Below are 23,642 nucleotides of genomic sequence, written 5' to 3'. Positions count from 1 at the left end.
CCTATGCGGCGCCCCTCACACCGGCCCGGTCAGGTGCGATGGCCAGGCGGCGCTTGCGCTTCGGCATGCCGAAGGTCGGGTGGGCGATGCCCCACCCGGCCCCCTTGAGCACGCCCGACTTGAGCCGCGCGGCGGTCCGGCCGCCCAGGTACCAGGACTTCGACCGGACGTCACCGTCCACCATCTGGAAGATCGCGTCCCGCCGCCCGAGGCTGATGTGGTTGCCGTGGTACTTCAGCCCGGTGGTCGGGACCTCGCTGCCCGTCAGGCGCGCGATGATCGCGGCGGTCGCCTGCATGTTGGTGAAGCCGGCCGAGGCGCAGGACATCGGCAGCGGCCGGCCGTTCTCGCCGATCGCGTACACGCAGTCACCGGCGGCGTAGACGTCCGGGTGCGAGACCGAGCGCATGGTGCGGTCGACGACGATCTGGCCGGTCTCGGCGACCTCCAGGCCGCTGGCGGCCGCGATGGGATGCACGGCGAACCCGGCCGCCCACACCGTCACGTCGGCCGGGATGGACGTACCGTCGGCGGCGATCGCCTGTGTCGGCTCGACGGCTTCGATGCCGGTGTGCTCGTGGACGGTGATGCCGAGCCGGTCGAAGGCCTGGCGCAGGTGACGGCGGGCCTTCGGGGAGAGCCAGGCGCCCAGCTCGCCGCGGGCGGCGAGCGCGACCGAGAGGTCGGGCCGGGACTCGGCGAACTCGGTGGCGGTCTCGATGCCGGTCAGCCCCTCACCGACGACCAGCACGGTGCCGCCCTCGCCCAGGCCGGCCAGGCGCTCGCGCAGACGCAGCGCCGAGGACCGGCCGGTCACATCGAAGGCGTACTCGGCCACGCCGGGAACGCCATGGTGGGCTACGGAGCTGCCGAGCGCGTAGAAAAGCGTGTCGTACGCGAGCTCGCCGTCGCCGTCCTCGCCGGTCACGGCGACGGTCCGGCGCTCGGGGTCGACGCCGGTGACGCGCGCCAGGCGCAGCCGCACCCCGGTGCCCGCGAATACGTCGGCGAGCTTGCGGAACGCGAGGTCCTGGCCGATCGCGAGCTGGTGGAGCCGCATCCGCTCAACAAAGTCGGGCACGGCGTTGACGACGGTGATCTCGGTGTCGGCGGGGGAGAGCCGGCGGGCCAGGTTTCCGGCGGCGAAGGCCCCGGCGTATCCGGCGCCAAGTACGACGATGCGGTGCTTCATGGCGTTGCTCCTGTCTCGTTCGCGTGCCCTTTGAACGAGACGGCGCCCCGATTGCTGACAGGAGCCGGGTGTGACGCGGGTCACCGAACCAAGACGGGCGGCTGAGCCTCCGACAGACGCTTGGGCCTGTCTTGGGCAGTCGAAACGGGGCGACGGCCAACTACGGATCGAGATGGCCAACTATCGGTCGGCGTCACAATGACCCCGGTCCGCTTTTGAGGGACGGTAGAGGCGATGGGCGACATCGCGGAGGCGGCGGGGAAGGTGCAGGCGGCTTTTCGCCGGAGCCAGGCACCCCCCCGTTCAGTGCGGTGACGGTTTCGGGTCCAGGGCGTTGCCGACGGTGCAGCCGCCCTCTCCGGGCAACCGCTGGATCCGGGGCGGCACCCACACCGCGGTGGCGCCGGGGCCCACGCGGGCAAGAAGGCAGTCCTGCGCGTCGAAGCCGTTGCCCTTTACCGACAGGAGAACGCCGACCCGGCCGCCGTCCGCCTTCACCTCGGTACGGATCGCCACGGGCTGCACCGTCGCCTTCTTCCTCCGGTACCTCATGGGCGACACGTCGGCGGAGGCACTCCTGACCGGCCGGGAGAAGCTGCCCGACGTGCCGGATGTGGTGAAGGTGGAGTATGCGAAGCCGCACTGAAGCGGCGGTCCGGCCGGTCGCGGCGTGAGTGGGCGAGGAGGCGTGATGCGAACCAGCGACGAGATCTATCACCGGGTCCGCTGGGATCCGCGGTTCGACCCGGCCCGGTTCGTGCTGGGGATCAGCCAGCGCGGGGATGCCTGCAAACGCATCCCGCTGCCTTCATTCGTGCCCGGGGGCGACATCCCGTGGCACCGGGTGGTGTTCATCGAGGCGGACGGCGAGGTGGTCTGGGACCGGGCCACGGGCGTGGACCGCATCGATGCGTCGGGCGCCGGCCGGGTGCGGGACCCGCAAGCGGACCTGAGCTTCGATACGAGCTCCGGCAGGGGCGATCCCGTCGGCGTCCTCGACGTGCCCCCGACGGCCCGCACAGCGGTGGCCTGGATCCCGCCTGCGGAGCTGTGGCCGCCGATCCAGGACATCCGCCGGGATTACGATCCGCAGATCCACCGGTGGCCGCCGCACGTCAATGTGCTCTTCGGCTTCGTGCCGGAGTCCGACTTCGAGCGGGCCGCCCCGCTGCTCGCCGCGGCGACGGCCGAGACGCCGGTCTTCACCGCCCGGCTGGACGGGGTGCGCACCTTCCGGCACAGGGCGTACTTCACCGTGTGGCTCGACCCGACGGCAGCCGGCCAGGCGCCGTGGGCCCATCTGCACCGTCTGCTGCAGCAGCGGTTCCCGCGCTGCAGTGGGCCCGCCAAGAGCTTCACCCCACATCTGTCCCTGGGCCGGACCCGGGATCCGCGGCGAGTCACCGCCGACTGTGTCACCCGGCTCGACACCATGGCGGCGACAGTCTGGGAACTCGTCCTGCTCTCACGCAGGGGCGACGGGCCGATGCGGCCACGGGCCACGGTCGCCCTGCGAACGGGCGCGGTCCGCCGGCTGCCCGCGCCCGGCCTCGGAGCGCCGGGCCCGGAGGACACGGCATGGCTCTCCGGGATCACCGACAGATGAGGCCATGGCCAGCTGGGGCAAAGCGCCGCCGGACAACAGCGTTCTAGCCGCTCCGACCGCCCTCCTCGGCGAGCGTCCTGATGCCCTGGAGGGTGGTCTCCATCCCGGTACGCAGTTCCTTCAGCCGAAAGACGATCATCTCCTGCTCCCGGTCCGGCCGGCTCTCGATGGCTGCGGTGACCCCGCTGCGGCCCGGCCCGAGGCGGACCGCCTGCCGCAGCCGGGTGCCCGAACCCTCGGCCTCGATCTCGTAGCGCCAGGTCGCCATGGACCGCGCCGGGTCCAGCGTCACCTCGCCGTACCGGCCGTCCGCGTCCGTGACGGCCCAGGCGAACACGCGTGGTTCGTCCGCCTCGATCACGTGGGAGACGGTCCGCCACTCGCCGAGCATCCGGTGGTGGTTGAAGCCCTCGAAGCGTGCTCCCACCACGGGCCCGTTCGCCCCGTCGAGCCAGGCGACGCGCCGCAACTCCGGGCTGAACCGGGCCGGCAGGCGGATGTCCGTCACCAGCTCCCAGACCCGTGGCACGGCTGCCTCGATATGGACAACACTGTGCACGCTCGGACCATCGGCGTATTCCAAGGCGTCCTCCTCACAACGGAGTTGCTGATCATTCCGATCCTGGACCATGGGCGCAACAGGCCCTGGCCCGGCTGTGTTCCCGGCGGTCCGGACAGCGCTGCTCAGGCGCCGTCACCACAGGAAACGGGCGGCCTCCGAGGCCGGGAATGCGTTGTCGGTGGGAACCGATACCGTCGGAACATGTCCAACATGGCCGTCCTCGAAGGGGTCCTGGAGCGGATCACCTACGCCAACGAGGAGAACGGGTACACCGTCGCCCGCGTCGACACCGGTCGGGGCGCGGGCGATCTGCTGACGGTCGTCGGGTCGCTGCTCGGTGCGCAGGTCGGGGAGTCCCTGCGGATGGAGGGGCGCTGGAGCTCGCACTCCCAGTACGGCAAGCAGTTCACGGTGGAGAACTACACGACCGTGCTGCCCGCCACCATCCAGGGCATCCGCCGCTATCTCGGCTCCGGCCTGATCAAGGGCATCGGACCGGTGATGGCGGACCGGATCACCACACACTTCGGGGTCGACACCCTCGACGTCATCGAGCAGGAGCCGAAGCGCCTCGTCGAGGTGCCCGGGCTCGGGCCGAAGCGGACGAAGATGATCGCCGCGGCCTGGGAGGAGCAGAAGGCGATCAAGGAGGTGATGGTCTTCCTCCAGGGGGTCGGCGTCTCCACCTCCATCGCCGTCCGTATCTACAAGAAGTACGAGGACGCGTCGATCTCCGTCGTGAAGAACCAGCCCTACCGGCTGGCCGCAGACGTCTGGGGCATCGGCTTCCTCACCGCCGACAAGATCGCCCAGGCCGTCGGCATCCCGCACGACAGCCCGGAGCGGGTGAAGGCCGGGCTGCAGTACGCGCTGTCGCAATCCACCGACCAGGGCCACTGCTTCCTCCCCGAGGAGCGGCTGATCGCCGACGGGGTGAAGCTGCTCCAGGTCGATACGGGGCTGGTCATCGAGTGCCTCGCCGAACTGGCCGAGGACCCGGAAGGCGTCGTACGGGAGAAGGTGCCCTCGCCCGAGGGCGGCGAGCCGATCACCGCCATCTACCTCGTGCCGTTCCACCGTGCCGAAGTCGCCCTCGCAGCCCAGGTGCAGCGGCTGCTGCGGACGCCCGAGGACCGGCTGCCGGCCTTCGCGGACGTCGACTGGGACAAAGCGCTGACCTGGCTCGCGGGCCGTACGGGGGCGAAGCTGGCCCCCGAGCAGGAGGCCGCGGTCCGGCTCGCGCTCAGCCGTAAGGTCGCCGTCCTGACCGGTGGGCCCGGCTGCGGGAAGTCGTTCACCGTCCGCTCCATCGTCGAGCTGGCCCGCGCCAAGAAGGCCAAGGTGGTGCTGGCCGCGCCCACCGGGCGGGCCGCCAAGCGGCTCTCCGAGCTGACCGGGGCCGAGGCGTCCACCGTGCACCGGCTGCTCGAACTGAAACCGGGCGGCGATGCCGCGTACGACCGGGACCGGCCGCTGGACGCCGATCTGGTCGTCGTCGACGAGGCGTCGATGCTGGATCTGCTGCTCGCCAACAAACTGCTGAAGGCGGTGGCACCCGGTGCCCATCTGTTGCTCGTGGGGGATGTCGACCAGCTGCCGTCGGTCGGCGCGGGGGAGGTGCTGCGCGATCTGCTCGCCGACGGCAGCCCCGTTCCGGCGGTCCGGCTGACCACGATCTTCCGCCAGGCCCAGCAGTCCGGAGTCGTCACCAACGCGCACCGGATCAACTCCGGAGTACCGCCCCTCACCCAGGGCCTTGACGACTTCTTCCTCTTCGTGGAGGACGAGACGGAGGACGCGGGCGTGCTCGCGGTGGACGTCGCCGCCCGCCGTATTCCGGCCAAATTCGGGCTGGACGCGCGGCGTGACGTGCAGGTCCTCGCCCCGATGCACCGCGGCCCGGCCGGGGCGGGCACGCTCAACGGGCTCCTCCAGCAGGCCATCACCCCGGCCCGACCCGACCTGCCCGAGAAGCGGTTCGGCGGCCGGGTCTTCCGGGTCGGCGACAAGGTCACCCAGATCCGCAACAACTACGACAAGGGGGAGAACGGTGTCTTCAACGGCACTGTCGGCGTCGTCACCGCCCTCGACCTGGACGAACAGCGGCTGACTGTACTGACCGACGAGGACGAGGAGATCGGTTACGACTTCGACGAGCTGGACGAGCTGGCCCACGCGTACGCCATGACGATTCACCGCTCCCAGGGCAGCGAGTACCCGGCCGTCGTCATCCCCGTCACCAAGAGCGCCTGGATGATGCTGCAGCGGAACCTGCTGTACACCGCCGTGACCAGGGCCAAGAAGCTCGTCGTGCTGGTCGGCTCACGGCAGGCGATCGGCCAGGCGGTCCGCACGGTTTCCGCAGGCAGACGCTGTACGGCGCTGGATTACCGGTTGTCAGGGGGTCTGGGCGGAGGATCCCCGGAAAAAATGATCGATCAAAACGGTGGGAAACATCACGGAGGCCTTCCGGAACCGGAGTCAAGGGGGCAGGATGAGTAAGCTCGCGGCACTCAGTGCCGCGAGTAGGTCCAATGGACGACCCCGAGTGCACTCTCCTGAGCCAAATGGGGGAGGGTGGAGACAGTCAGGGAACCTCGAAGAAGAGGCACTACGTCGGTGAGGGATGACGTGAGCGAGCACACCAACAACGCTGTAGTACTGCGGTACGGCGATGGCGAGTACACCTACCCGGTGATCGACAGCACCGTCGGCGACAAGGGCTTCGACATCGGGAAGCTCCGGGCCAATACCGGCCTGGTCACGCTGGACAGCGGATACGGCAACACCGCAGCGTATAAATCCGCCATCACCTACCTCGACGGTGAGCAGGGCATCCTGCGCTACCGCGGCTACCCGATCGAGCAGCTCGCCGAGCGCTCGACGTTCCTCGAGGTCGCGTACACGCTCATCAACGGTGAGCTTCCCAAGGTCGACGAGCTGTCGACCTTCAAGAACGAGATCACCCAGCACACGCTGCTGCACGAGGACGTCAAGCGGTTCTTCGACGGCTTCCCGCGCGACGCCCACCCGATGGCCATGCTGTCCTCGGTCGTCAGCGCGCTGTCCACGTTCTACCAGGACAGCCACAACCCGTTCGACGAGGAGCAGCGTCACCTCTCGACGATCCGTCTGCTGGCCAAGCTGCCGACGATCGCCGCGTACGCGTACAAGAAGTCGATCGGCCACCCCTTCGTCTACCCGCGCAACGACCTCGGGTACGTCGAGAACTTCCTGCGCATGACCTTCTCGGTCCCCGCCCAGGAGTACGACCTGGACCCGGTCGTCGTCTCCGCGCTCGACAAGCTGCTCATCCTGCACGCGGACCACGAGCAGAACTGTTCGACCTCCACCGTGCGTCTGGTCGGCTCCTCGCAGGCGAACATGTTCGCCTCGATCTCCGCCGGTATCTCGGCGCTGTGGGGTCCGCTGCACGGTGGTGCCAACCAGTCGGTGCTGGAGATGCTCGAGGGCATCCAGGCCAACGGCGGCGATGTCGACTCCTTCATCCGCAAGGTGAAGAACAAGGAGGACGGCGTGCGGCTGATGGGCTTCGGCCACCGCGTCTACAAGTCCTTCGACCCGCGCGCCAAGATCATCAAGGCGGCGGCCCACGACGTGCTGTCCGCGCTCGGCAAGTCCGACGAGCTGCTCGACATCGCGCTGAAGCTGGAGGAGCACGCGCTCTCCGACGAGTACTTCGTCTCGCGCAACCTCTACCCCAACGTGGACTTCTACACGGGTCTGATCTACCGGGCCATGGGCTTCCCGACCGAGATGTTCACCGTGCTCTTCGCGCTCGGCCGGCTTCCCGGCTGGATCGCCCAGTGGCACGAGATGATCAAGGAGCCGGGTTCCCGCATCGGCCGCCCGCGCCAGATCTACACCGGCGAGGTCCTGCGTGACTTCGTCCCGGTCGAGGGCCGCTGAACCTCGTACCGCCCCTGCATCACCCCGGCCGCCGAGGCCGGTCGTCTTCGCCCCGAGTACCGCGCTTTCGCACAGAGCGCGGTGTCCGGGGCGATTTGCGTGACCGCCGCAGCCGTGGCGCAGTGCCGGGCGGACAGCGAGAAGCGCCCCGCCATCGATCCCCCCACGGGCCGACAGCGAGGCGCTTCCCATGTCCCGGAGCGGATTCCCCCCACGGGATCCGGCCGGGCGTCTGCGGGAGCCGAAGCTCCTGGGCGCTCCTCACCTACTGCGAGCTGCGCTCTTCACTTGTACTTCCAGTGCGGTCTGCCGGGGTACGTACGCACGGGAGGGCCGCTCAAAGCTCCCCGGTGCACGTGCCCCGGCCAACGCTTGCCCGAAGCATCCCCCAAGACGCTTCGATGGACGTCCCCCAAGACATCCTTGGCATCGCACTCTTAGACTCGCGAACCCACCGGATGGTTACCCTGAAATCGGTGTGATCTAAATCTCTTTGTGGAAGTTACGTGAAGGCGCGCAACCGCAGGCTGTTCGTCACGACGAAGACCGATGAGAACGCCATCGCCGCTCCCGCAATCATAGGGTTGAGCAGGCCAAATGCCGCAAGGGGTAGGGCAGCTACGTTATAGCCGAATGCCCAGAAGAGATTGCCCTTGATGGTCGCCAGGGTGCGCCGGGAGAGCCGGATCGCATCGGCCGCCACCTTGAGATCTCCACGAACGAGGGTCAGATCGCTCGCCTCGATCGCGGCGTCCGTGCCGGTCCCCATCGCCAGGCCGAGATCGGCGGTGGCGAGAGCGGCCGCGTCGTTGACCCCGTCACCGACCATGGCTACGGAGCGCCCCTGGGCCCGGAGCCGCTCGATGATGCGGACCTTCTCCTCGGGCAGGACCTCGGCATGGACCTCGTCGATTCCGACGGCGTGGGCCACGGCGTCCGCCACGGCCCGGTTGTCGCCGGTCAGCAGAACGGGACGGAGGCCGAGCGCGCGCAGCTCGGCGACGGCTGCCGCGCTGGACTCCTTGACCGCGTCGGCGACGGCGAGGACGCCGCGTGCCTGCCCGTCCCAGGCGGCCACGATCGCGGTACGGCCCTGAGCCGCCGCGTCCGCCACGGCGCCGGACAGGGTGCCGGGGATGTCGATGCCCGCGTCGGCGAGCAATTGCGGGCGGCCGACCAGTACCTGGTGCCCGTCGACCGTGCCGCGTACGCCGAGGCCCGCGACGTTGGCGAAGTCCTCGGGGGCGGGGAGGGGGCCGCCGAGGCGTGCCGTGGCTCCGGCGGCGACGGCCTGGGCGATGGGGTGTTCGGAGGAGTGCTCCAGGGCGCCCGCGAGCCGCAGCACATCGCTCTCGTCCGTACCGTCCGCCGTGTGCACGTCCAGCAGGGTCATCCGGCCGGTGGTGACCGTGCCGGTCTTGTCGAGGACGATCGTGTCGATGCGATGCGTGGTCTCCAGGACCTCGGGGCCCTTGATCAGGATGCCGAGCTGGGCGCCGCGTCCCGTACCGACCATGAGGGCGGTGGGAGTGGCGAGGCCCAGGGCGCAGGGGCAGGCGATGATCAGTACGGCGACGGCGGCGGTGAACGCGGCTGTCACGTCGTCCGTGACGAGCAGCCACGCGATCAGGGTGACCACGGCGAGCACCAGCACCACGGGGACGAAGACCGCGGAGATCCGGTCGGCGAGGCGCTGCACATCGGCCTTGCCGTTCTGCGCGTCCTCGACGAGCTTCGCCATCCATGCCAGCTGGGTGTCGGCGCCGACCCGGGTGGCTTCGACGACGAGCCGGCCGGAGGCGTTCACGGTGGCCCCGGTGACGCGGTCGCCGACGCCCACATCGACCGGGACGGACTCGCCGGTGAGCATGGAGGCGTCCACGGCGGACGCGCCCTCGACGACGGTGCCGTCGGTGGCGATCTTCTCGCCGGGGCGGACGACGAAGCGGTCGCCGGCGGTGAGCCGGCCGACGGGGATACGTACCTCGGTGCCGTCCCGCAGGACGGAGACGTCCTTCGCGCCCAGGTGCATCAGCGCGCGCAGGGCGGAACCGGCCTTCCGCTTGGACTTCGCCTCCAGGTAGCGGCCCAGCAGGATGAAGGTGACGACGCCGGCCGCGACCTCCAGATAGATGGTGGACGAGCTTTCCCCGAGCTCTCGGCTCCGCTCGAGCAGGGGAGACCCCATTGCGCGCGAGACCGTGAAGTCGAAGCCGTGCCGCATCCCGGTCATGCCCGCGTCGCCGAGGAACAGCGCCCACAGGGACCAGCCGAAGGCGGCGAGGGTGCCGACCGAGACCAGGGTGTCCATGGTGGCCGCGCCGTGCCGGAGATTGGTCCAGGTGGCGCGGTGGAAGGGCAGTCCGCCCCAGACGACGACGGGGGCGGCGAGGGTGAGGGAGAGCCACTGCCAGTTGTCGAACTGGAGGGCAGGGACCATCGCGAGCACGACGACGGGGGCGGCGAGGACGGCCGAGACGATCAGACGCTGACGCAGTGATGCGAGGGCGTCGGCGGCCTTCCGCTCGGCGGGGTCGTCGGCGCCGGTGCCGTTGCCGGTCTCGGCTTCGGTGCCGGTCTGGCTCTCGGTGGCTTGCCCGGTGCGGACTCGCGCGCTGTCCGGGCCGCCGCCCTCGGAGGCTCCTGTGGCGGTGATTGCGGGCGTGACCGGTGCTGCGGCACGTGCCGGGGTGGGCGGTGCCGATTCGGGGCGGCGTACCGGCTGAGCGGTATAGCCGGTCTTCTCGACCGTGGCGATCAGATCCGCGAGGTCGGTCCCTGAACCGAAGGAGACACGGGCCTTCTCGGTCGCGTAGTTGACGGTGGCGGTCACGCCGTCCATCCGGTTGAGCTTCTTCTCGACGCGCGCCGCGCAGGAGGCGCAGGTCATCCCGCCGATCGTGAGTTCGGCCCGCGAACTCTCCGCTGCCGGGGGCGCGGCCTCTGTTGCGCTGTGCATGTCCGAACTCCTGAAACGCCGACCGGGCCGTATCCCACCAGTATCTGCTGGTTGGTCCGGCCCGGCGGCAAAGGGGGGTTATACGGGTGTATCCGGCGTATCGGGTGCGCCCCGATGGCGTTCAGGCCCGGCCGACGAGCTCGTAGCCGGCTTCGTCGACTGCGGCGCGCACGACGTCCTCGGCCAGCGGAGCCCGGGAGGCGACGGTCACCTGGCCGGTGGCGGCGACGGCCTTCACCGAGGTGACACCATCGATGCCGGAGATCTCCTCGGAGACGGCGCCTTCGCAGTGGCCGCACGTCATGCCGGACACCTGGTAGACGGTGGTCACCCCGCCCGCAGGGGCGCCGGAGTCCGCACCGTCGTGGCAGGAGCCGCTGGGCGAGCAGCAGGAGCCGGTGGCCTGGGGGAGCTGGGTCTCGGCGGTCATGGTGTTCTCCTCTTCGACGAGCACAAAAGGGTGTGGTGTGTCGGGAACCCCGGGAGACCCGTGCGCCCCAACACTCATCAGACTATACCCCTAGGGGGTATGAATGCGAGTGTCCGCTGCGCGCGCTTGCTCGTCAGTGGGGGCCGGGGTGCATCCCCGTGCGAAGAGTGCGCGGCTCGGGCCGGCGTCGGTGACCTGGGTGGCCGGATCGCGATGTCGTGCATCGAGTCCCGGAGTGAGTGCAGCACGGTGACGCCGAGGTGCGTGGTGTTCGCGGGCGCGGCGAGGTGGAAACGCCCGTTCGGCCTCCGGAAGGAGGGCAGGGCGCCAGCCGGCGATCGCCGTCCGTAGGCCGTGCCCGAACGGTGCGGGCACTCCGCGCGGCACCTCGGTCTCCAGCGGGGCGCGCGGGCCTGTGCCCCGCAGCCGGGCGGGGCGGACGAGGCGGTACGCGAACTGACGGGCGGCGGGGCCCATCTGTCTCTCGACGCGTTGGGCTCCCCGGTGACCTGCGCCGCCTCGGTGCGGAGCCTGCGACGGCAGGGCCGCCATGTGCAGGTCGGGCTGATGCCCGCGGCTGCCGGTGACCCCGTCGCGCCCATGGCGCGGGTGATCGGCCTGGAGATGCTCGGCAGTCACGGCATGGCCGCGCACGCGTACCCGCCGATGATGGACATGGTCCTGGCCGGCACCCTGCGCCCCGATCTGCTGGTGACCTCCACCATCGGCCTGGACGCGGCCCCGGCGGCGCTCGCCGCGATGGGAACGGTGCCCGGGGCAGGGGTGACGATCACCAAATGTCGAGCGGTGGGACGTACACCCCGGCGAAGGAGTGAAGCCCCGTACGGCGGCAGGTGGGAGTCGTTCCCTGTACGGGGCCGGAGGTGTCAGTCCCTGCGTCCTCGGTTGCCGGGTCTTGAGGCGACCCAGGCGCGGATGGTGTCCGCGTACCAGTAGGGCTTGCCGCTCTCCACATGATCGGGTGACGGGAGGTGGCCGTGTTTGCGGTAGGAGCGGACGGTGTCCGGCTGCACCCGGATGTGCGCGGCAATGTCCTTGTAGGACCAGAGTCTTCTGTCCGTCATGGATGACACCTCTCTGCACCGCAGCGGCAGCCGGGACGGCCGTCGGGAGAGCTGCGGCACGGACGCTGACGATCGCTCAGCCTGCGCCCGGTGCAACGACAGGGGGTGAGTTCCGGGGAGGGGCTGTCGAGCGCCTGTGACGGAAGACCCGTGTAACGGAGACATATGTGACGAGGATGTGATCTCTGTTACAGAAGGCGTGCATAGTGCCCAGGGGCTACGGGAGAGGGGCCTGGCGTGCCGGGTCACGCCGGCGGACAGGGGGGCGTGCGGGTCGGTCCCGCGTGCCAGAGCGCCGACCAGGTGACCGGGGTGACCAGGCCGTCCGGCACGAGCGGCGGGTTGTCCGCCTGGAAGCGCTGTACGGCGAGGAGGGTCTGCGGTCCGAACGTTCCGTCGAGCGCCGACCACGGCAGATAGTGACGGTTGGCCAGCATGCACTGCACCTGGGAGACCCGATCGCCCTGCTGGCCGTACACGGTGAGCCCGTCGCCGTCGTAGAAGGCGCAGACCGGGCTGGAGCCGGGCGGTGGCGGCGGGTTGTGCTCGTCGGCCGAGGCGCCCGGGGCGGTGGCGAGGGCGGCGGCCAGGGCGACGACGGCCAGGGCCGAGGCACCGGCCGTCCTGCGGGACGACGACATCTTCCGGATCATGGCGAGCTGCTCCTGGTGCGGTAGTGGTGCGTGCGGTGGTGGGGCGCGGCCGAGGCCGCGCACCCACTTCTCATCGAGGACAACACCGCGTACCGCCACTACGTCACTTCCCGGGGCCGCTTGGTGTGTCAGGGAGCCCGGTGCGGGCTGCCGCAGGAGCGGAGGAAGTCCCGGGTGCGGCGGGCGATGGGGAAGGGCTTGTCGGGCGGGCAGGGATACATGTCCTGCTCGACGATGGCGAAGAGATCGACGTCCAGCTTGCGGGCGGCTGCGAGTACGGGCTCCAGCGCGGGCACCCCGCCCGGCGGTTCGCACATCACTCCGCGTGCCACGGCGGGGCCGAACGGCACTTCGTCCGCCACGACTTCGGCCAGGATCTCCGGGTCGACCTGCTTGAGATGCAGATAGCCGATCCGTTCGCCGTAGGTCTCGATCAGCTTGACGCTGTCGCCGCCGCAGTAGGCGTAGTGGCCGGTGTCGAGGCAGAGTGAGACCAGTTCGGGATCGGTGGCGTCGAGGAAGCGGCTGACGTTCTCCTCGCTGTCGATATGGGTGTCGGCATGCGGATGGACGACGATGCGCAGCCCGAAACGGTCCTGCACCTCGCGGCCCAGCCGTTCCGTCTGGGTGGTGAGGCTGCGCCACTGCTCCGCGGTGAGGCTGCGGTCCTCCAGGACCTCGCCGGTCTTGTCGTCGCGCCAGAACGACGGGATGACCACGAGATGCCCGGCGCCCATCGCCCGGGTGAGTGCCGCGATGTCGGCGACATGTGCCCAGGTCCGGTCCCAGACGTCCGTCCCATGGTGCAATCCGGTGAAAACGGTCCCGGCCGAGACCGTGAGCCCGCGGCGGCGGGTCTCGTCGGCGAGGCGGGCCGGGTCGGTCGGGAGGTAGCCGTACGGGCCGAGCTCGATCCACTCGTAACCCGCCGCGGAGACCTCGTCGAGGAAGCGCGGCCAGGGCACTTGCTGCGGATCGTCGGGGAACCACACACCCCACGAGTCGGGTGCCGAACCGACACGGATACGGGCCGGAGCCAATGCGGAGGAGGTCATGCGGCCCAGCCTCCCGGCCCGGGAGATGAGTGTCAATCATTCGTCCTTATGTCCGGACAAAATATTGACAGGGTTCCGGGGGAGGGCTAGACCTGGGAGCAGCCGCCCCGGTCGCCGGTCGAAGGGATGCATATGCCTGAGCTGTACGACGTGATCACCATGGGCCGGATCGGTGTGGATCTCTACCCCCTGCAGACCGGTGTGCCGCTGGCCCGGGTCGAGACATTCGGGAAGTTCCTCGGCGGCTCACCGAGCAATGTCGCCGTTGCGGCAAGCCGGCTCGGCCGGCGGACCGCCGTGGTGACCCGCACGGGCCGGGATGCCTTCGGGGAGTATCTCCACCACCAGTTGCGGGAGTTCGGGGTGGACGACCGATGGGTGACGCCCGTCGACGCGTATCCGACACCGGTCACCTTCTGCGAGATCTTCCCGCCCGACGACTTCCCGCTCTACTTCTACCGGCAGCCCAAGGCCCCCGACCTGGAGATCCACGAGTCGGAGCTGGACCTCGACGCGGTGCGGTCCGCCCGGGTCTTCTGGATGACCGGCACCGGGCTGTGCGCCGAACCGAGCCGCACATCGACCCTCGCCGCCCTGCGCGCCCGCGACCGGTCCGGCATCACCGTCTTCGACCTCGACTGGCGCCCGATGTTCTGGGACACCACGGAAGAGATCCCCGGGGCCGCGTCCGGCCCCACCGCCCGCTACCGCGAGGCCCTCGCCCATGCCACCGTCGCCGTCGGCAACCTCGACGAATGCGAGATCGCGACCGGCGAGCGCGAACCGTACGCGGCCGCCCGCGCCCTGATCGCCGCGGGCGTCGAGCTCGCCGTCGTCAAACAGGGCCCCAAGGGTGTACTCGCCGCCCACCGCGACGGCACGGTGGCCGATGTGCCGCCGCTGCCCGTCGAGGTCGTCAACGGCCTCGGTGCCGGTGACGCCTTCGGCGGGGCGCTCTGCCACGGGCTGCTCGCAGGATGGGAGACCGAACGCATCATGCGGTACGCCAACGCCGCCGGTGCCATCGTCGCCTCCCGGCTCGCCTGCTCGTCCGCCATGCCGTTCCCGTACGAAGTCGAAGCGGCCCTGACCGAAGGTGCCGTCACCTCCCGCACCACCGGAGCCACCCCATGACCCCCCCGGCCTCCTCGGTCTCCGAACTCGTCCAGCTGCGCATGCGCCACCCCGAGGCCATCGCCGAAGCCGCCGCGCGACGCCGCAGACGCCCCCTCGTCGGCAGCGGCGGCCGCCTGATGATCATCGCGGCGGACCATCCGGCCCGTGGCTCCCTGGCCGTCGGCGACCGCGAACTGGCCATGGCCAACCGCTTCGAGCTCCTGGACCGGCTCTGCCTCGCCCTCTCGCGCCCCGGCGTCGACGGCGTCCTCGCCACCGCCGACATCCTCGACGACCTGCTGCTCCTCGGCGCACTGGAGAACAAGGTCGTCGTCGGCTCGATGAACCGTGGCGGACTCGCGGGCGCCGCCTTCGAGCTCGACGACCGCTTCACCGGCCACCGCCCCGAGGACCTCGCCCGGCTCCGCTTCGACGCGGGCAAGCTGCTGCTCCGTATCGACTACGACGACCCCGGCTCGCTCGACACCATGCACGCCACCGCCCGTGCCATCGACGCCATGGCCGCGCACCGGCTGCCCGTCTTCGTCGAGCCGTTCCTCTGCCGCCGTATGGACGGCCGCGTCCGCAACGACCTCGGCGCGGAGGCGGTCACCACCTCGATCGCCATCGCCTCGGGGCTGGCCGGGACATCCGCGTACACCTGGCTCAAGGTCCCCGTCACCGAGAACCCCGACGACATGGCCCGGGTGATGGAGGCTTCGACGCTACCCGCCGTGCTGCTGGGCGGCGAGGTGGGTGATGACCTGGACGGCGCGTTCGAGAAGTGGCGCACGGCGCTGCAACTGCCGACCGTCCAGGGCCTGGTGGTGGGGCGTTCGCTGCTCTACCCGGCCGATGGTGAGGTGGCCGCGGCCGTCGACACGGCCGTATCGCTGCTGGAGCCGAGAGGAACGGGCGGGGACCGGGTATCAAGTAGGGAATGGGTATGACGACGCACAACGAACCGCGGTACCACCTCGGCGCCGGGAGCGCGGCGAGCGGCCCCTACGCCCTCGACATCGACCCGAAGCGCGCCGGCTGGGACAGGTCGAGCCTGCGTGTGCTGGAGCTGGGGCCGGGCGGAGTTCACACGCTTGTCACCGGGGAGAGCGAATGGATCGTTCTGCCGTTGACCGGTGGCTGTACGGTGCACACCTCAGGTGAGATCTTTGAACTGCTGGGCCGGGAAAGCGTGTTCAGCGGGGTATCCGACTTCGCCTACGTACCGCGTGACGCCCATGCACAGATCGCCTCCGGCGCAGGAGGCCGCTTCGCCCTGGCAGGAGCGAAGTGCGAGCGACGACTCCCCGCTCGCTACGGCCCCGCGCCGGAGGTACCCGTCGAGCTGCGCGGCTCCGGGAACTGCTCCCGCCAGGTCAACAACTTCGCCGCCGCCGACACCTTCGAGTGCGACCGGCTGATCGCCGTCGAGGTACTCACCCCGGGCGGCAACTGGTCGTCCTACCCACCGCACAAGCACGACGAGCACCGCCCCGGCGTCGAGTCCGTGCTGGAGGAGATCTACTACTTCGAGGTGGAGAGCGACGGCCTGGGCTACCACCGTGTGTCGCCGTCGAGGGACGGCGGTACGGACGTCCTCGCCGAGGTCCGCAGCGGTGACGCGGTCCTCATTCCCGACGGCTGGCACGGTCCGTCCATCGCCGCCCCCGGCCGCACGCTCTACTACCTCAATGTGATGGCGGGCCCGGGGGAGCAGCGGGAGTGGCTGATCAGCGACCACCCCGACCACGGCTGGATCCGCGACACCTGGCCGTCGCAGCCGGTGGACCCCAGACTCCCGCTCTACGGACCGGAGGCGACCTCGTGAGCGCGCCACGCACCCGCAGGCTCACCACCGCCCAGGCCCTGGTGTCCTTCCTGTCCCGCCAGTACACCGAGCGCGACGGCCGGCGACAGCGCCTGATCAGCGCCACCTGGGGCATCTTCGGCCATGGCAATGTCGCCGGAGTCGGTCAGGCGCTCGTCGAGTCGGGCCGGGCGATGCCCTATCTCCAGGGCCGCAACGAGCAGGCCATGGTGCACGCCGCAGTCGGCTACGCCCGCCAGTCCGGCCGGCTCTCCGCGCACGCCGTCACCACCTCCATCGGCCCCGGCGCCACGAACCTCGTGACCGGCGCCGCCCTCGCCACCATCAACCACCTCCCCGTCCTCCTCCTGCCCGGGGACACCTTCGCGACCCGGCCCGCCGACCCCGTGCTCCAGCAGCTCGAAGTCCCGTCCGCGGGCGACATCTCGGTCAACGACTGTCTGCGTCCCGTCTCCCGCTACTTCGACCGGATCACCCGCCCCGAGGCCCTGATCCCGGCCGCACTCCAGGCCATGCGGACCCTCGCCGACCCGGCGGAGACCGGCGCGGTCACGCTCGCGCTGCCGCAGGACGTGCAGGCGCAGGCGCATGACTGGCCGGAGGAGTTCTTCGCCGAGCGCATCTGGTACGTACGCCGGCCGGCCCCCGATCCGCACGAGCTCGACCGGGCGGTGCGGGCCGTGCGCAGCGCCCGCCGGCCGCTGATCGTGGCGGGCGGCGGCGTCCATCACAGCGCGGCGGAGGAGACCCTCGCCGCGTTCGCCGCCGCCACTCGTATCCCCGTCGCCGCCACCCAGGCCGGCAAGGGCTCCCTGCGTCACGACCACCCCGCCGACGTCGGCGGCATCGGCCACACCGGCACCGCGACCGCCGACGAGCTGGCCCGCACCGCCGACCTGGTGATCGGCATCGGCACCCGCTACTCCGATTTCACCACCGCCTCCGCCACGCTCTTCTCCGACCCGGCGGTCCGCTTCCTCAACCTCAACATCACCGGCTTCGACGCACACAAACTCGGCGCGCTCCCGCTCGTCGCCGACGCCCGCACCGCCCTCGAAGCCCTCACCGCCGCGCTCGCCGCACGCAACCACCGCGTCGACCCGTCCTACGAGACCGAGTACACCGAGGCCAAGGAGAAATGGGAGCAGCGCGTCACCGCCGCGTTCACCGCCGACGACCCGCATGCCCGCCCCACCCAGGCCCAGGTCCTCGGCCTGCTCGACGTCCTGGTCACCGAGGACGACATCCTGATCAACGCGGCCGGATCGCTCCCCGGTGACCTGCACAAACTCTGGCGGGCCCGCTCCCCGCACCAGTACCACGTCGAATACGGCTACTCCTGCATGGGCTACGAGATCCCGGCCGCGATCGGGGTCCAGCTGGCCGCCCCCGACCGCCCCGTCTGGGCCCTCGTCGGCGACGGCACATATCTGATGAATCCCACCGAGATCGTCACCGCGGTGCAGCAGGAACTCCCCGTGAAGCTGGTCATCCTGCAGAATCACGGCTACGCGTCCATCGGCGGCCTGTCCGAGACGGTCGGCGGTGAGCGCTTCGGTACGGCCTACCGTCACCGTGCCGCGGACGGCGCCTTCACCGGCCCCCCGCTCCCCGTCGACCTCGCGGCCAACGCCGGCTCGCTGGGGATGCGGGTACTGCGCGCCAAGACCGTGCGTGACCTGCGCGAAGCCCTTGCCGAGGCGCGCCTCGCGGACCGTCCCACTTGTGTCTACGTCGAGACCGAAACGGCAGACACAGTGTCGGGCCCCCCTCCGGCGCAGGCGTGGTGGGATGTTCCCGTAGCCGAAACGGCCACCCGGCCGTCGGCCGTGAAAGCCCGGGAAGAGTACGACCGTCACGTCGCCGACCGACGCCACCACCTTTGAAGGAGTTCTGTCATGAAGACCGTCAACCACTGGATCGGTGGCAAGACCGTCGAGGGCGCGTCGGGCAACTACGGCCCGGTCACCGACCCGGCCACCGGCGCCGTCACCACCCAGGTCGCGCTCGCATCGCTCGAAGAGGTCGACGCCGCGGTCGCCGCCGCCAAGGACGCCTACGCCACCTGGGGCACGTCCTCGTTGGCCGCCCGCACCGCGGTTCTCTTCCGCTACCGCGCGCTGCTCGACGCCCACCGTGACGAGATCGCCGCGCTGATCACCGCCGAGCACGGCAAGGTGCACTCGGACGCGCTGGGCGAGGTCGCCCGCGGTCTGGAGATCGTCGAGCTGGCCTGCGGCATCACCACCCAGCTCAAGGGCGAGCTGTCCACCCAGGTCTCCAGCCGGGTAGACGTCTCCTCCATCCGCCAGTCGCTCGGTGTCGTCGCCGGTATCACCCCGTTCAACTTCCCGGCCATGGTGCCGATGTGGATGTTCCCGCTCGCCATCGCCTGCGGAAACACCTTTGTGCTCAAGCCCAGCGAGAAGGACCCGTCGGCCGCCAACCTGCTGGCCGAGCTGGCCGCCGAGGCCGGTCTGCCGGACGGTGTGCTGAACGTCCTGCACGGCGACAAGGTCGCCGTCGACGGCCTGCTCAGCCACCCCGACGTGGCCGCGGTCTCCTTCGTCGGCTCCACCCCGATCGCCCGTTACATCCACGCCACCGCCTCCGCCAACGGCAAGCGCGTCCAGGCACTCGGCGGCGCGAAGAACCACATGCTGGTGCTGCCGGACGCGGACCTCGACGCCGCGGCCGATGCCGCCGTCTCCGCCGCGTACGGCTCCGCCGGTGAGCGCTGCATGGCGATCTCCGCGGTCGTCGCGGTCGGCTCCATCGCCGACGAGCTCGTCGCCAAGATCAAGGAGCGCGCCGAGAAGATCAAGATCGGCCCCGGCAACGACCCGGCGTCCGAGATGGGCCCGCTGATCACCGCCGCCCACCGCGACAAGGTCGCCTCCTACGTCAAGGGCGCGGCCGCCCAGGGCGCCGACGTCGTCCTCGACGGCACCGGCTTCACCGTCGAGGGCTTCGAGGACGGCCACTGGCTCGGCCTCTCCCTCCTCGACAACGTGTCCACCGACTCGGACGCGTACAAGGACGAGATCTTCGGCCCGGTCCTGTGCGTCCTGCGCACCGAGACGTACGAAGAGGGCGTCGCCCTCATGAACGCCTCGCCGTTCGGCAACGGCACCGCGATCTTCACCCGTGACGGCGGCGCCGCCCGCCGCTTCCAGCTGGAGGTCGAGGCCGGCATGGTCGGCGTCAACGTGCCGATCCCGGTGCCGGTCGGCTACCACTCCTTCGGTGGCTGGAAGGACTCCCTCTTCGGCGACCACCACATCTACGGCAACGACGGCGTGCACTTCTACACCCGCGGCAAGGTCGTCACCACCCGCTGGCCGGACCCGGCCGACGCCCCGGCGGGCGTGGACCTGGGCTTCCCGCGCAACCACTGACTCCACTGCCCTTCTGCGCCGACGGCCCGTACGGAAGCTGTATCCGTACGGGCCGTCGCCATGCCCGGGGCACCCCCGCGCTGACGTGTCGCTGACATCGGGGACACATGCCCGTACCGCCGTTCCGACGGCGCTGGACTGCTCTCGTGCTCGTCGACTGGAATGGAGCAGGCACCCGCGAAGCGCGGTACGGGGGCTCTTGCGGAGGCTCGACCTGGCGGAGGCGATGGCAGTGAGTGCGTTGGACGAATGCCCTTCGGGGCCCGAGACGGTGGGCGCCGCCACGGTTGTGGACGACCTGCTCGATCTGCCCCGGTCCGAGCGACGGCAGGCATTGGAGGATCTCGTCGTCGCCGAGTTCAAGATCGTGCTGCTCATGGGCGACGGTGACGAACTCCCTTTGGACGAGAGCTACTTCGATCTGGGGCTCACCTCGCTGACGATCACCGATCTGAAGCAGAGCCTGGAGTCGATGATCGGACACGAACTCAGCGCGAGCCTGCTGTTCAACAGTCCCACCGTGGGCCAGCTGATGGACCACATCTGCGACGAGCTGCTCCCCGGCCTGTTCCGCCCCGCGAGCGTGGCCGCACCCGTGAACGGGCCCGCATCCGCCGCTGCCTCCCGCTCGGTGGACCACTCGGCGGACGCGCTGGTCGACGAAGCCCTCAAGAACCTCTACCAGGGGTAGGAGACATGGCGGATCCGGACGACGCGACCACCGAGAGTGCCCTGAAGCAGGCTCACGATGACCTGCGCAAGCAGCGCGAACTCCTGAAGGAGCTGCTGCAGGAGAAGTACGAACCGATCGCGATCGTGGGCGTCGGTCTGCGCTTCCCCGGCGGAAACAACTCCCTGGAGGAATTCACCGAGTTCCTGCGCGAGGGACGCAGCGCCATCGGACCGTTCCCGAAGGACCGCTGGGACGTCGAGGCATACGCGTCCGGCGAAGGACGCGGCGTCATCCGGACCTCGGGCGGTGGCTTCCTCGACGGGCTCGAACGGTTCGACCCCAGGTTCTTCAAGACGGCCCCCGCCGAGGCGCACTGCCTGGACCCGCAGCAGCGGCTGGTGCTGGAGACCGCGTGGGAGTCCCTCGAACACGCCGGGATCGACCCGACCGCGCTGCGGCACGGCAACGGCGGCATCTACGTGGGGGCCAGCTCCCTCGACTACGTGATGGAGATGGACGAGCTCCGCGACGACGAACTGGACGGCCGGATCGCGGCCGGTGTCTCGCACTCGGGCATCTGCGGCAGACTCTCGTACTTCCTGGGCTGGCGCGGCCCTTCCATCACCGTGGACACCGCCTGTTCGGCCTCCCTCGTCGCACTCCACCTCGCCGTCCAGGGGCTGCGCCACCGCGAGTGCGACATCGCCCTGGCCGGCGGGGTCAACGCCATTCACCACCCCCGCAGCACCGCGCTCTTCTCCGATCTGAGCGCGCTCTCGCCCGACGGCCGGTGCAAGACCTTCGACGACACGGCCGACGGCTACGGCCGGGCCGAGGGCTGCGGCATGATCGTGCTGAAGCGGCTGTCGGACGCCCGGCGCGACGGCGACACCGTCCTGGCGCTCGTCCGGGGCAGCGCCGTCGGGCAGGACGGGGAGAGCGCGGGGCTCACCGTGCCCAACGGTGCCGCGCAGGAGGCCCTGTTACGGAGGGCGCTCGGCAGCGCCCGGCTGGAGCCCGGCGACATCCAGTATGTGGAGGCGCACGGCACCGGAACCCCCCTCGGGGACCCGATCGAGATCGGTGCGATCAGCGAGGTCTTCGCGGACTCGCACAGCAGGAACGATCCGGTGATCGTCGGCTCGTCCAAGACCAACATCGGACACATGGAGCCGGCCGCGGGGATCGGCGGAGTCATCAAGGCCGTTGCCCAGCTGCGGAGCGGCGAGATCTTCCCCCACCTCAACTTCGAGAAGCCGTCGACACGCATTCCCTGGGAGGTCTCCCCGGTCGAGATCCCCACCGAGACCCGCCCCTGGAAATCCGGCACCCGACGGGCGATGGTCAACTCCTTCGGCTTCGCCGGCACCCTGGCGTCCGCCGTGCTCGAAGAGGCTCCCGCCGGTGCGGACGGTCCCGTCCGCGAAGACGTCGAGCAGGCCGGGGGTGCGAGGGACGCGAACCGCGACAGCGGCCATGTCTTCACGCTGTCCGCCAAGTCGGCCCGCTCGCTCGCCCTGCAGATCGAGCGCTACCAGCGACTGCTGGCCGACCGCCCCGACCTTCCGGTCTCCGCCATCTGCTACACGGGCAACACCGGGCGCGCCCACTTCGACCACCGGATCGCCGGAGTCGTCCGCGACCACGCCGGTCTGTCCGCGCTGCTCGCCGACCGGGCCGCCCGGTCCGCGACGGCCAGGCCGGAGGCCGTACGCAAGGCGGTCTTCCTGTTCACCGGTCAGGGCGCGCAGCACCCGGGCATGGGCCTCGCCCTGTACGGGCGCCACCCGCTGTTCCGCCGGACCGTCGACGAGCTGGACGAACTCTTCACCCCGTATCTGGGCCGCTCCATCAGGGAGTTGATGTTCGGCCGTACCGAGGACGCCGGAGAACTGCACCGCACCCGGTACACCCAGCCCGCCCTGTTCGTCCTGGAGTACGCGCTGGCACGGCTGTGGCTGTCCTGGGGCGTGCGGCCCTCGGCCGTCATCGGGCACAGCATCGGAGAGGTGGTCGCCGCCGCTGTCGCCGGCCTCTTCAGCGTGGGCGACGCGGTCCGGCTGGTCGCGGTGCGGGCCCGGCTGATGGACTCGGTCACCGCCCCCGGCGGCATGGCGGCCGTCGGGGCCGACGCGGAGACGGCGACCGCCCTGGTGGAGCCGTACGACGACCTCGCCGTCGCCGCGTACAACGCACCCACGCAGTGCGTCATTTCGGGAGGTGCCGCTTCGCTGGACGCGGTGATCGCCGAGCTGTCCGCCAAGGGCGTGCGGGTCAAGCGGCTGCCCGTCTCGCACGCCTTCCACTCGCCCCTGATGGGAGCGGTCACCGAGGAGTTCCGCGCGGCCTTCGACGACATCGCCTTCCACGAGCCCGAGTTCACCCTGATCTCCAACCTCACGGGCCAGGTCGCCAGGTGGCGGGACATCTCCAAACCCGACTACTGGGTCCGGCACATCTGCGAACCGGTGGACTTCGCGGCCGGTATGCGGACCGTGGCCCGGCGCGGCAGGCACGCGTTCATCGAGATCGGGCCGTCCGCCACACTGTCGTCGCTGGCCCGGGAGAACCTCGACGCCCCGGGTGACATCTGGCTGGCCAGCCTGCGCCCCGCTCAGCAGGACGACCTCGCGCTGCTGTCCTCGGCGGCCAAGCTGTACGCCGCCGGATACCCGGTGTCCTGGTCCGGTTTCCACGCGGAGCGGCGGCTGCGCCGGGTGGTGCTGCCGGGCTACGCGTTCGACCGTCAGGAGTACTGGCTCCGGTCGGCGGACCCCCGCCGCTCCGCGCCCGGGACCGGAGCGGGCGCACGGCCGGGCACCGCCCCGGACGCCCCCGCGTCCGGTCCCGTCGCCGCCGCCCCCGCGGAACTGGACACCGAGCGGCTGCTCTCCATGGACCAGGGCGAACGACTCGCCGCCCTCACCGGACACATCCGTGCGCTGATGGCCGCCGAGCTGCAGTTCGACGACCCCACGGAGATAGAGCCCGGTGCGCACTTCCTCGACCTGGGCCTCGACTCGCTGGCCGCCGCCCGGCTCAGCGGACAGCTGGGTACGGCCCTGGGCCGCAGGACCACGGTGTCCGAGGTCATGGACCACCCCAGCGCACGCTCCCTGGCCGAGTTCGCCGAGCAGCGGCTGACCTCGGACTGA

The 23,642-nt window shown here is 70.4% G+C and carries 18 protein-coding genes and 1 pseudogene; 11 read left to right on the top strand and 8 right to left on the bottom strand.

The window, feature by feature from the left end; all coding sequences use genetic code 11:
* Window position 1: 1 nt before the first annotated feature.
* Both ACZ7IB_RS02935 and ACZ7IB_RS02930 read right to left on the bottom strand, forming a co-directional pair.
* A complete protein-coding gene (locus ACZ7IB_RS02935) occupies window positions 2–1,192 on the bottom strand; it encodes an NAD(P)/FAD-dependent oxidoreductase (protein ID WP_470908633.1) in 1,191 nt (396 codons plus the stop codon).
* A gap of 303 nt (window positions 1,193–1,495) precedes the next feature.
* Window positions 1,496–1,744 carry a hypothetical protein gene (locus tag ACZ7IB_RS02930; protein WP_470908631.1) on the bottom strand — a complete coding sequence of 83 codons (249 nt, stop codon included), beginning with the start codon at window positions 1,742–1,744 and terminating at the stop codon, window positions 1,496–1,498.
* A gap of 139 nt (window positions 1,745–1,883) precedes the next feature.
* Here ACZ7IB_RS02930 and ACZ7IB_RS02925 point away from each other — a divergent pair, with 139 nt between their 5' ends.
* Window positions 1,884–2,798: an RNA repair domain-containing protein gene (locus ACZ7IB_RS02925; RefSeq protein ID WP_470908630.1), complete on the top strand. Its 915-nt coding sequence runs from the start codon at window positions 1,884–1,886 to the stop codon at window positions 2,796–2,798.
* A 43-nt stretch (window positions 2,799–2,841) separates the two neighbouring features.
* Here the strand turns inward: ACZ7IB_RS02925 and ACZ7IB_RS02920 are convergent, their stop codons facing one another.
* The gene (locus tag ACZ7IB_RS02920; protein ID WP_470908629.1) at window positions 2,842–3,381 is read right to left on the bottom strand and encodes an SRPBCC family protein; all 540 of its coding nucleotides are present in this window, start codon (window positions 3,379–3,381) and stop codon (window positions 2,842–2,844) included.
* 180 nt (window positions 3,382–3,561) lie between these two features.
* On the opposite strand from ACZ7IB_RS02920, the gene recD2 reads away from it, so the two are divergent.
* Both recD2 and ACZ7IB_RS02910 read left to right on the top strand, forming a co-directional pair.
* On the top strand, window positions 3,562–5,862 hold the full coding sequence (gene recD2 / locus ACZ7IB_RS02915) for an SF1B family DNA helicase RecD2 (protein ID WP_470908628.1): 2,301 nt from the start codon (window positions 3,562–3,564) through the stop codon (window positions 5,860–5,862).
* A 129-nt stretch (window positions 5,863–5,991) separates the two neighbouring features.
* Entirely contained in the window at window positions 5,992–7,290 is a 1,299-nt protein-coding gene (locus tag ACZ7IB_RS02910) for a citrate synthase (protein WP_266361410.1), read from the top strand.
* Window positions 7,291–7,792: 502 nt separating this feature from the next.
* Here ACZ7IB_RS02910 and ACZ7IB_RS02905 read toward each other — a convergent pair.
* Window positions 7,793–10,249: a heavy metal translocating P-type ATPase gene (locus ACZ7IB_RS02905; protein WP_470908625.1), complete on the bottom strand. Its 2,457-nt coding sequence runs from the start codon at window positions 10,247–10,249 to the stop codon at window positions 7,793–7,795.
* Between the two features lie 121 nt (window positions 10,250–10,370).
* A complete protein-coding gene (locus ACZ7IB_RS02900; protein WP_470908624.1) occupies window positions 10,371–10,679 on the bottom strand; it encodes a heavy-metal-associated domain-containing protein in 309 nt (102 codons plus the stop codon).
* A gap of 375 nt (window positions 10,680–11,054) precedes the next feature.
* On the opposite strand from ACZ7IB_RS02900, the pseudogene ACZ7IB_RS02895 reads away from it, so the two are divergent.
* Window positions 11,055–11,471: pseudogene (locus ACZ7IB_RS02895) on the top strand (zinc-binding dehydrogenase); the annotation flags it as partial.
* A gap of 95 nt (window positions 11,472–11,566) precedes the next feature.
* On the opposite strand, the gene ACZ7IB_RS02890 reads toward ACZ7IB_RS02895, so the two are convergent.
* The 3 genes from ACZ7IB_RS02890 to ACZ7IB_RS02880 all read right to left on the bottom strand — a co-directional run bounded on the left by ACZ7IB_RS02890 (window position 11,567) and on the right by ACZ7IB_RS02880 (window position 13,472).
* On the bottom strand, window positions 11,567–11,764 hold the full coding sequence (locus tag ACZ7IB_RS02890; RefSeq protein ID WP_266361413.1) for a helix-turn-helix transcriptional regulator: 198 nt from the start codon (window positions 11,762–11,764) through the stop codon (window positions 11,567–11,569).
* 245 nt (window positions 11,765–12,009) lie between these two features.
* On the bottom strand, window positions 12,010–12,516 hold the full coding sequence (locus ACZ7IB_RS02885) for a peptidoglycan-binding domain-containing protein (RefSeq protein WP_470908622.1): 507 nt from the start codon (window positions 12,514–12,516) through the stop codon (window positions 12,010–12,012).
* A gap of 29 nt (window positions 12,517–12,545) precedes the next feature.
* Window positions 12,546–13,472, bottom strand: coding sequence for a sugar phosphate isomerase/epimerase family protein (locus ACZ7IB_RS02880; RefSeq protein WP_470908620.1), 927 nt, complete (start codon window positions 13,470–13,472; stop codon window positions 12,546–12,548).
* 132 nt (window positions 13,473–13,604) lie between these two features.
* Here ACZ7IB_RS02880 and iolC point away from each other — a divergent pair, with 132 nt between their 5' ends.
* The 7 genes from iolC to ACZ7IB_RS02845 all read left to right on the top strand — a co-directional run bounded on the left by iolC (window position 13,605) and on the right by ACZ7IB_RS02845 (window position 23,642).
* Window positions 13,605–14,606, top strand: coding sequence for a 5-dehydro-2-deoxygluconokinase (gene iolC / locus ACZ7IB_RS02875; RefSeq protein ID WP_470908619.1), 1,002 nt, complete (start codon window positions 13,605–13,607; stop codon window positions 14,604–14,606).
* Complete coding sequence (locus ACZ7IB_RS02870) at window positions 14,603–15,538, top strand: Cgl0159 family (beta/alpha)8-fold protein (RefSeq protein ID WP_470908617.1); 936 nt, start codon at window positions 14,603–14,605, stop codon at window positions 15,536–15,538. Before iolC ends, ACZ7IB_RS02870 begins: the two co-directional genes overlap by 4 nt.
* The gene (gene iolB, locus ACZ7IB_RS02865) at window positions 15,535–16,416 is read left to right on the top strand and encodes a 5-deoxy-glucuronate isomerase (RefSeq protein ID WP_470908615.1); all 882 of its coding nucleotides are present in this window, start codon (window positions 15,535–15,537) and stop codon (window positions 16,414–16,416) included. Before ACZ7IB_RS02870 ends, iolB begins: the two co-directional genes overlap by 4 nt.
* Window positions 16,413–18,302: a 3D-(3,5/4)-trihydroxycyclohexane-1,2-dione acylhydrolase (decyclizing) gene (iolD, locus tag ACZ7IB_RS02860; protein ID WP_470908613.1), complete on the top strand. Its 1,890-nt coding sequence runs from the start codon at window positions 16,413–16,415 to the stop codon at window positions 18,300–18,302. The genes iolB and iolD overlap by 4 nt, the downstream gene beginning before the upstream one ends.
* A gap of 12 nt (window positions 18,303–18,314) precedes the next feature.
* Window positions 18,315–19,814 (top strand): CoA-acylating methylmalonate-semialdehyde dehydrogenase, encoded by a 1,500-nt coding sequence (mmsA, locus tag ACZ7IB_RS02855; RefSeq protein ID WP_470908611.1) that lies wholly within the window; start codon window positions 18,315–18,317, stop codon window positions 19,812–19,814.
* 232 nt (window positions 19,815–20,046) lie between these two features.
* On the top strand, window positions 20,047–20,505 hold the full coding sequence (locus ACZ7IB_RS02850) for an acyl carrier protein (RefSeq protein WP_470908609.1): 459 nt from the start codon (window positions 20,047–20,049) through the stop codon (window positions 20,503–20,505).
* A 5-nt stretch (window positions 20,506–20,510) separates the two neighbouring features.
* On the top strand, window positions 20,511–23,642 hold the full coding sequence (locus ACZ7IB_RS02845) for a type I polyketide synthase (protein ID WP_470908607.1): 3,132 nt from the start codon (window positions 20,511–20,513) through the stop codon (window positions 23,640–23,642).

Source organism: Streptomyces sp. NPDC037301 (assembly GCF_055602785.1).
Note: the sequence above shows the minus strand (reverse complement) of the source record. Positions and strands in the feature narration are given on the sequence as shown.

What these genes read in the sequence shown, in the direction of transcription:
- ACZ7IB_RS02935 (WP_470908633.1), bottom strand. Translation starts at nt 1,192, where the DNA reads ATGAAGCACCGCATCGTCGTACTTGGCGCCGGATACGCCGGGGCCTTC.
- ACZ7IB_RS02930 (WP_470908631.1), bottom strand. Translation starts at nt 1,744, where the DNA reads ATGAGGTACCGGAGGAAGAAGGCGACGGTGCAGCCCGTGGCGATCCGT.
- ACZ7IB_RS02925 (WP_470908630.1), top strand. Translation starts at nt 1,884, where the DNA reads ATGCGAACCAGCGACGAGATCTATCACCGGGTCCGCTGGGATCCGCGG.
- recD2 (WP_470908628.1), top strand. Translation starts at nt 3,562, where the DNA reads ATGTCCAACATGGCCGTCCTCGAAGGGGTCCTGGAGCGGATCACCTAC.
- ACZ7IB_RS02905 (WP_470908625.1), bottom strand. Translation starts at nt 10,249, where the DNA reads ATGCACAGCGCAACAGAGGCCGCGCCCCCGGCAGCGGAGAGTTCGCGG.
- ACZ7IB_RS02900 (WP_470908624.1), bottom strand. Translation starts at nt 10,679, where the DNA reads ATGACCGCCGAGACCCAGCTCCCCCAGGCCACCGGCTCCTGCTGCTCG.
- ACZ7IB_RS02890 (WP_266361413.1), bottom strand. Translation starts at nt 11,764, where the DNA reads ATGACGGACAGAAGACTCTGGTCCTACAAGGACATTGCCGCGCACATC.
- ACZ7IB_RS02880 (WP_470908620.1), bottom strand. Translation starts at nt 13,472, where the DNA reads ATGACCTCCTCCGCATTGGCTCCGGCCCGTATCCGTGTCGGTTCGGCA.
- iolC (WP_470908619.1), top strand. Translation starts at nt 13,605, where the DNA reads ATGCCTGAGCTGTACGACGTGATCACCATGGGCCGGATCGGTGTGGAT.
- ACZ7IB_RS02870 (WP_470908617.1), top strand. Translation starts at nt 14,603, where the DNA reads ATGACCCCCCCGGCCTCCTCGGTCTCCGAACTCGTCCAGCTGCGCATG.
- iolB (WP_470908615.1), top strand. Translation starts at nt 15,535, where the DNA reads ATGACGACGCACAACGAACCGCGGTACCACCTCGGCGCCGGGAGCGCG.
- mmsA (WP_470908611.1), top strand. Translation starts at nt 18,315, where the DNA reads ATGAAGACCGTCAACCACTGGATCGGTGGCAAGACCGTCGAGGGCGCG.
- ACZ7IB_RS02845 (WP_470908607.1), top strand. Translation starts at nt 20,511, where the DNA reads ATGGCGGATCCGGACGACGCGACCACCGAGAGTGCCCTGAAGCAGGCT.